Source organism: Acidobacteriota bacterium (assembly GCA_009691245.1).
Lineage (GTDB): Bacteria > Acidobacteriota > Terriglobia > 2-12-FULL-54-10 > 2-12-FULL-54-10 > SHUM01.
In genome coordinates, this window is the sequence record SHUM01000093.1 from 1 (window position 1) to 7,417 (window position 7,417).

7 protein-coding genes are annotated in these 7,417 nt (G+C 59.7%); 5 read left to right on the forward strand and 2 right to left on the reverse strand.

The genetic code is table 11. The features are described from left to right. Positions 1–346, reverse strand: a 346-nt coding sequence (locus tag EXQ56_14465) for a hypothetical protein (GenBank protein MSO21625.1), incomplete at its 3' end; no start/stop codon positions are given. Positions 347–841: 495 nt separating this feature from the next. Further along, positions 842–2,356, reverse strand: a complete 1,515-nt coding sequence (locus tag EXQ56_14470) for a UbiD family decarboxylase (GenBank protein MSO21626.1) — start codon at positions 2,354–2,356, stop codon at positions 842–844. Between the two features lie 381 nt (positions 2,357–2,737). Between EXQ56_14470 and pyrR the strand changes: the two genes are divergently transcribed. The 5 genes from pyrR to EXQ56_14495 form a co-directional block, all read left to right on the forward strand. After that, positions 2,738–3,271, forward strand: a complete 534-nt coding sequence (pyrR, locus tag EXQ56_14475; protein ID MSO21627.1) for a bifunctional pyr operon transcriptional regulator/uracil phosphoribosyltransferase PyrR — start codon at positions 2,738–2,740, stop codon at positions 3,269–3,271. A 149-nt stretch (positions 3,272–3,420) separates the two neighbouring features. Further along, on the forward strand, positions 3,421–4,371 hold the full coding sequence (locus tag EXQ56_14480) for an aspartate carbamoyltransferase catalytic subunit (GenBank protein MSO21628.1): 951 nt from the start codon (positions 3,421–3,423) through the stop codon (positions 4,369–4,371). A 17-nt stretch (positions 4,372–4,388) separates the two neighbouring features. Then, positions 4,389–5,723 (forward strand): dihydroorotase, encoded by a 1,335-nt coding sequence (locus EXQ56_14485; GenBank protein MSO21629.1) that lies wholly within the window; start codon positions 4,389–4,391, stop codon positions 5,721–5,723. Continuing rightward, entirely contained in the window at positions 5,693–6,979 is a 1,287-nt protein-coding gene (locus EXQ56_14490; protein MSO21630.1) for an MFS transporter, read from the forward strand. The genes EXQ56_14485 and EXQ56_14490 overlap by 31 nt, the downstream gene beginning before the upstream one ends. A gap of 184 nt (positions 6,980–7,163) precedes the next feature. Next, positions 7,164–7,417: hypothetical protein (locus tag EXQ56_14495; protein ID MSO21631.1), on the forward strand; the 254-nt coding region annotated here is incomplete at its 3' end.

A 7,417-nucleotide genomic window follows, 5' to 3' on the forward strand; every position in this document is an offset into this window, starting at 1 on the left:
GGTAAGGCATATGCAACTCTCGCGCCTCGCCCTTTGCGAGTTGTTCTAACTCAGGCACACTTTGACCACAAAAACGCTCTGAAGTCATTTCTGCATGCTCGGAGTTTTGAAAAATTACTGGAATCCATCCCCCATAAGGATTCCAAGCCCTGACTTCGCCCCGGACCATACGATAGAGCGGAGGATCACTTATTTTTCCGTAGCCGCTCAACTCTTGCTCAGCCCATGCACGCAATTCGAGTAGAGCGAGTTTTCGTGAGATTACCAGTGTCTTTCTCAGCAAATCCGACACTGCAACAGTATGATCCAGCGCATCTTGTTGAAGTTGAATGACGGACGAATCCACGGCCACCTCCCGACGCTAACTTAGCGCATGCTGGATCATTGCCATGTTTATCAAATGCTACTCCTGCACTTTCGGGCTTTCGGAGTCGAAGAAGCGTTTGCCGCAGTAGGGGCAGAGCAGCGGGATGGTTTTGTTGTGGCGCAGTTCGTCCCAGTGGGCTTCGAACTTGTCTTTGCAGCCGGGGCAGGTTACCCAGAATACGCGTGCCATGGTGGTTCCTTCCTTCTTCCGTTACAGTGCCGCGCGCGTCAGCAAGCGGACACGGCGGGCGGTGCAATATTTTGGATTCGTTCAATCAAAGTCTGAATTCATGCTCACTGCTCTGCCCCTACTGTGGCAAGCGCTTCTTCGACTCCGAAAGCCCCAAACTCTTGCGTGACATTGGGCCGATTGGGGCCGATTGCCTGTTCGGGCGTGTCCGCTCGCTGACGCGCGCGGCACGGTGACGGCAAATGCAACCACCGCTCCCTTGCGGTCGCGGCTCGGATAAATGCGCTATACGCTGCGGCGCGAGTCAGGGTAGCTGGGCAGTTCCTTCAGGCGCTTATCGTCCACATAATCTTTCAGGTGAAACTTCGCCAGCGCCTCGTCCGGGACGCGCACGCGCGCCGAGAAGGCCCTGCCCACCGGCTTGGTGGCGTCGATCAGGAGCTTATCGGTCATGATGTCGTGCTGCTGGGAGGGATCAAGCGTGTTGCCTTTCACGTTCTTGATGATGTCCACGGCCTCGCGCGCCTGCGTGCGGGTGGCCACGGCGAACATCACTTCCTGCTCGTTGAACGGGTCAATGTCGCCATCCACCACGATGATGTTCTTGATGAAGTCCACGGCGCCGAAGGTGGCCAGCGCGGCCTGCTTGGTCTCGCCGTCCACGCGCTTGTCGATGGAGATGTAGCAATTGAAGCGGCAGCTGCCCGAGGGCGGCAAGTGTACCGACTTCACCGTGGGCACGATGCCCTTCAGGACGTTGTAGACCGTGCCTTCCTTGGGGATGCCGCCGAGGAACCAGTTGTCGCGATGGCCGACGAAGGCGTGCTGCAAGATGGCGTCGGAGCGGTGCGTGATCGCCGTTACGTTGATGATGGGCCGGATGCGCTGCGGGCCGTAGTAGCCGGTGAACTCGCCGAAGGGGCCTTCAATCTCGCGCTCGTCTGAAGGCATCTCGCCTTCAATAATCATCTCGGCGTCGGCGGGCACCATGAAGTCCTCGCCCCAGGTCTCTGACGGAACCACGCGCAGCGGCGAGCCCATGATGCCGCCTACGACGCGGTAGTCGTCCTTGCCGTAAGGCTCCACGTTCAGCGCGCCCAGATAAAACGCCGGGTGATGGCCGACCACGATCACCACCGGAGTGGACTTGCCCTGTTCCTCATGGTGGCGGAAGATCTGCCAGTTGTGCCGCGGCGACATGTGGATGCCCAGCTTGCGCGGGCCTTTGTACATGTTGCGCAGAAACGCCACGTTGTAGAAATTCTCGGTGGGGTGCTTCATGATCGGCGTCATGTCGATGTAGGGCGCCGGGTCCATGTGGTGATGGCGGACGATGGGGTAGCTGCTGAGGTCGGCGTCCTTGCCGACATTGCAGACCTGCTTCACCGGGGCGTCGGCCTTGCTGAGTACCACCGGAGCGATGGGCTGCGTGAGGCGGCGGGCGTATTCCAGGCTCAACTCCATGCCGGCCTGCTCGGGCTTTAATCCCATGGCCACGGCGCAGCGCTCGCGGCTGGCGAAGACGTTGCTGACCAGGCGCGTGGCGCAGGCCTCCCCACGCACGTTCTTGGGCTTCTCCCAGAAGACCACAGGAAACTTGGCGGCGTTCTCCAGGTGCTTCAGGATGGCCGTGCATTCATACTGCGCGGGCGCCACTGGCTGGCTGACGCGGATGATGTCGTTGGGGTAGTCCTTTTCAATCTCGGCCAGAAACTGGCGCAGGGATCGTTCGGGGGCGGCGGCATGGTCCTTGGTGGATGGCGCGGATGCTGCCGGTTTACCGGTGGTAGCGGTACTCATTGAGGATATATCCTTTCGTATCTGCTCCAGGTTCGCGCTAGATCACCGAGCGAACCTGCGTGGGGCGAGAACCTGCGCGAGCAACCTACAATAGTAACCTCAAAAAGGCAGCCAGCCAAAGGTGATTTCGACGCACCACGAGGCCCCTGTCTCGGGGAGCTTTGGCTCCGGTGGTTGCTTCGCCGGGTAGGGTCCGGTATGATGTCCATTCGACGGCCCTATCAGGCCAAACGGCCCGTTCGCAGGCGATCCGCTGCCCCCTCCCTCGCGACGGAATTATTTTTCCCGGCTGGACCGAATTGGATGTCAATGCCCATGCGTGATAAAGCGCGACCCGACAAAGGGCCGCCAGACAACGAACCCTCGGAAAAAGCCCATCTAATGACCAGCTCGGAGATTGAGCGGACGCTCATCCATCTGGCACATGAAATTGTGGAGAAGACCGAGGAGCGCCTCGATCTGACGCTGATCGGAGTACGTCGACGTGGCGAGTTGCTGGCGGGGCGGCTGAGTGAGAAAATTCGTCAGTTGACCAAGGTGGAAGTTCCGGTAGGCAGCCTTGATGTCGAGCTATACCGCGACGACCGACCTATCACGGGCCGCGCCTTGAAGGATTCCAGGCGAACCGGCCACCCTTCCCAGATACCTTTTTCCATTACTGGCAAGGACGTGCTGCTGGTGGACGATGTGCTGTTCACCGGGCGAACCACTCGCGCGGCGCTGGAGGCCATCTTCGATCACGGTCGTCCGCGCCGGGTGCGGCTCTGTGTGCTGATTGACCGCGGGCATCGTGAGCTGCCCATTGAAGCCAGCTTTGTGGGCAAGCGTGTCATGGTGGGGCCGCAAGAATTGATTGAAGTGAAGCTGGCCGAAGAAGATCAGGTCGAGAAAGTCGTCCTGCTCGATAAGAGCTAAAGTAGTTTATTGAAAAACTGTATAAGGTGTCATTCCGAGCGGAGCGAGGAATCTGCTGTATCTATCGGCAGCGTGAACATAAAGCAGATTCCGAAGCCCGGCCCAATACGCCTGGCTTCGGAATGACAGATGGCCGGGATTTTTTAACCATGCCCAATCGTGGCTTGTTAGACATCGAGAATCTCTCTGTCGAGCAGATCCAGCACATCCTGGATCGGGCCAGGTTTTATCAGCCGATCGAGGCGCGCACCGGCAAGAAGCTGGACAAGCTGGCCGGGAAAACCATCATCCATCTATTCTTTGAATCCTCTACCCGCACGCGCACGTCGTTTGAAATTGCGGCGAAGCGGCTCGGTGCGGATACCATCTCCATTACGGCATCAGGCTCCAGCGTGGACAAGGGCGAATCGCTGCTGGATACCGTGAACACGCTGGCGGCGATGCGTCCCGACGCCATCGTCATGCGCCACGTGGCATCGGGCGCGCCACACTTTCTGGCGCGGTGCCTGGCGGCGCGCAATGTCGCCACGCCCATCATCAACGCGGGCGACGGCACGCACGAGCATCCCACGCAGGGGCTCCTGGACGCGCTGACCATACTCGATCACAAGCCTTCGCTGGCCGGGTTGCGCGTGGCCATCATCGGCGACATCTCGCACAGCCGCGTGGCGCGATCCAACATTCATCTGCTGACCAAGTTCGGCGCCAAGGTGGTCCTCTGTGGACCGCCGCCGATGCTGCCGCGAGCATTTGAAATGTTCTCTCCTCTGGTGGAGCGCACCTATCGCATGGAGGAAGCCATTGCGCGCGCCGACGTAATTATGATGCTGCGCGTGCAACTGGAACGTCAGGGCAAGAGTTTGTTCGCGTCGGACAACGAATATTTCCGCTACTATGGACTGCGCCTGGAACATCTGCAAATCGCCCAGCCCGATGCTATCGTGATGCACCCCGGGCCGATCAATCGCGGGCGCGAGTTGAGCAGCGAGGTGGCCGACTTCCCGCGTTCGGCAATTCTGAACCAAGTGGAGAATGGCATTTCGGTGCGCATGGCCGTGCTGGACCTGATGTTGGCCGCGGGTCCGGAAGGGAAAAACTGACGCTAGTCTAATCGAGCATGACAACTCCTTCTCCAACCGAACTCATCATCCGCCACGGGCGGGTCATGGACCCTTCGCAGAATGTCGATCGCACCTGTGATTTGCTGGTGCGCCAAGGACGTGTCGTTGGCCTTGGGGCCTTGGGTGACAATCTGCCCGCGCCTGCCTCCGATGCTCGAATGGTGGATGCCACCGGCTGCATCGTCGCGCCGGGGTTCATTGATCTGCACTGCCACCTGCGCGAGCCGGGCAAGGAGTATGCCGAGACGATCGAGAGCGGCGGACGCGCGGCGGCGGCGGGAGGATTCACTTCCGTGCTGTCGATGCCCAATACGCGGCCAGTGAATGACAGCGCCGCGGTAACGCGATTTATTATCGAGACGGCGCGGAAGCTTTCGCCGGTGAATGTGTTTCCCGTGGGTGCCATTACCGAAGGTTCGAAGGGCGAGCAGCTCGCTCCGTTTGCCGAGATGCAGGAAGCCGGCGCGGTGGCTCTCACCGACGACGGCCTGCCCGTGATGAACGCCGGGATGATGCGCCATGCCATGTCCTACGCCGCCGGCCTGGGGCTGACGGTGATTGATCATGCGGAAGACCTGAACCTGACCGGCGCTGGCCAGATGCATGAAGGCTATACGGCGGTGCGGCTGGGCCTGGCGGGCATCAGCGGCGCGTCGGAAGAGATCATGGTGGGCCGCAACATCCTGCTGGCGGCGACGACGGGCGCGCACTACCACGTCGCGCATCTCTCGACAGCCGGGGCGCTCGAGATGGTCCGCGAAGCCAAGCGGCGCGGACTAAAAGTAACCTGCGAGGTTACCCCGCACCACTTCTCGCTGATCGACGAAGACGTAAAGGACTACGACACAAATTATAAAATGAAGCCGCCGTTACGCAGCCGCGCCGATCGCGAAGCGCTGCTCCAGGGATTCGCCGACGGCACCGTGGACGCGATTGGAACCGATCACGCGCCGCACGCCGGAAGCGAGAAGATGCAGGAGTTCGCGCAAGCGCCCTTCGGCATTATAGGTCTCGAGACTGCGCTGGGACTGGCTCTGGACCGTTTAGTGCACACGGGTCGCAGCACACTGACTCGGTTGGTCGAACTGATGGCGGTGAATCCAGCGCGCATTGCGGGACTCGACAAGACCGGGCGCGGTACTCTGAAGCCCGGCTCCGTCGCCGATATTACGATCTTTGACCCGGAGCGCAACTGGACTTACGACGCGAATCAGAGTTTCTCGCGCAGCAAAAACTCACCCTTCCATGGAACCAACATGCGCGGCGGCCCGGTGGCTACCATTGTCGCCGGCAATCTTGTGTGGAACGTGGAAAGAAAGTCATCCGTCTAGTCCTCATGTCCATCACTCCTGAAACTGCCGCGGAGAAGGCTCCACAGAACTATCTGGCGCGGACCTTCCGTCCGTTTGAACACCGCGATTTCCGGCTGATGTGGACCGGCGCGTTCACCTCCACCACGGGCACGTGGATGCAGCAAGTGGCGCTGAGCTGGCTGGTTCTGGATCTCACCAACTCGGCATTCTATCTTGGGTTGGTGGCGTTTCTGGCGGACCTGCCCATCATTTTGTTTTCTCTTGTCGGCGGAGTGGTGGCCGACCGCGCCGATCGCCGTAAGCTGTTGCTGGGCTCGCAGTACACGCAGATGATCTCAGCTTTTGCACTGACGGCGTTAGTGGCGCTGGGATCGGTAAACATCTGGCATATTCTGGCGCTGGTGTTCATCTCCGGCGTGGGACAGGCGTTTGGAGGGCCGGCGTATCAGGCGCTGATTCCCGGCCTGGTGGGCCGAGAAGAAGTGCCCAATGCCATCGCGCTGAACTCCATCCAATTCAATCTGGCGCGCATGGTGGGGCCGCTGATCGCCGGCGGCGTAATGGCCGCGGGCGGCATGGTCCTGTGCTTTGGCTTGAATGGCCTATCGTTTTTCGCCGTGGTCGTCAGCCTGTACATGATCAAGTCGACGTTCACACCAAAGAAGACGCAGGAAACGGTGTACGAAGGGCTGAAGCAGGGGTTCGTTTATGTGAAAAGTCGCGGCGCGCTATGGCAATTGAGCATACTGGGATTCATCAGCACCTTCTGTGCGATCCCCATCATGACCCTGCTTCCGGTCTTTGCTAGACAAGTATTTCATCTGGATGCCACGGGATTTTCATATCTGGTCGCCACCTCGGGTGCCGGGGCGATCACCGGGGCAATTCTCTACGCGGGCCTGCCGCATGATCAGCGCCAGGTGGGCTTGACGTTGAAAGTCCAAGGGAGTCTCGCCATCCTGCTGGGTGTCTTCGCGCTCTCGCGCAACCTCACGCTTAGTTACTTCGTTTTATTCCTGACCGGCCTGTCGATTATCATCTTGTTCGCATCCATCACGTCGCTAGTCCAGCTAGGCACGGCGGAGGAGATGCGCGGGCGCACCATGAGCATCTTCATGCTGGCCTTTCGCGGCGGCATGCCACTCGGGGGATTGGCGATCGGCGCACTGGCCGAAAAATTTTCTCCCAGCATGGCGCTGCTCGGCGCGGCCATTGTCCTGGGAGCCGCCGCACTGGCCGTGCAATTATTCGGGACTGGAATGAAACGCCTTTAGCCTCCTTCTCCAGCCCTTAGGCCAATCCTAAAATGCCCTAAAATGTTGGTTGCGCTAGCCGGGTCTATTCAGTACCATGTTCCCGTCAACCCAACGCCGCAGATTTATGTTTGTCCGGCCTGAGCGCAGGCCTCATCGGCGTCATCATCAATTATCCGAACGTTATTAAGGAGGATTTATTGGTATGCAACAGTGTCGGCATTTAGCATTCGCTGCATGGATCATCGCCTGCCTGTCCGCGACGGCTCTGGCTCAACAGACCGTTACCGTGCCGGTGGAAGTGGCAGCCTATCCGCAGATGATCATCCACAACGCCAAAGTTGTTACCATGGACGATCACTCATTTGGATTGAATCGGCCCGTGGGCACCATCGCGCAGGCCGTGGCCGTGCGCGACGGCAAACTCATGGCCGTGGGCACCAACGATCAGGTGCTGCG

What these genes read in the sequence shown, in the direction of transcription:
- EXQ56_14470 (MSO21626.1), bottom strand. Translation starts at nt 2,356, where the DNA reads ATGAGTACCGCTACCACCGGTAAACCGGCAGCATCCGCGCCATCCACC.
- pyrR (MSO21627.1), top strand. Translation starts at nt 2,738, where the DNA reads ATGACCAGCTCGGAGATTGAGCGGACGCTCATCCATCTGGCACATGAA.
- EXQ56_14480 (MSO21628.1), top strand. Translation starts at nt 3,421, where the DNA reads ATGCCCAATCGTGGCTTGTTAGACATCGAGAATCTCTCTGTCGAGCAG.
- EXQ56_14485 (MSO21629.1), top strand. Translation starts at nt 4,389, where the DNA reads ATGACAACTCCTTCTCCAACCGAACTCATCATCCGCCACGGGCGGGTC.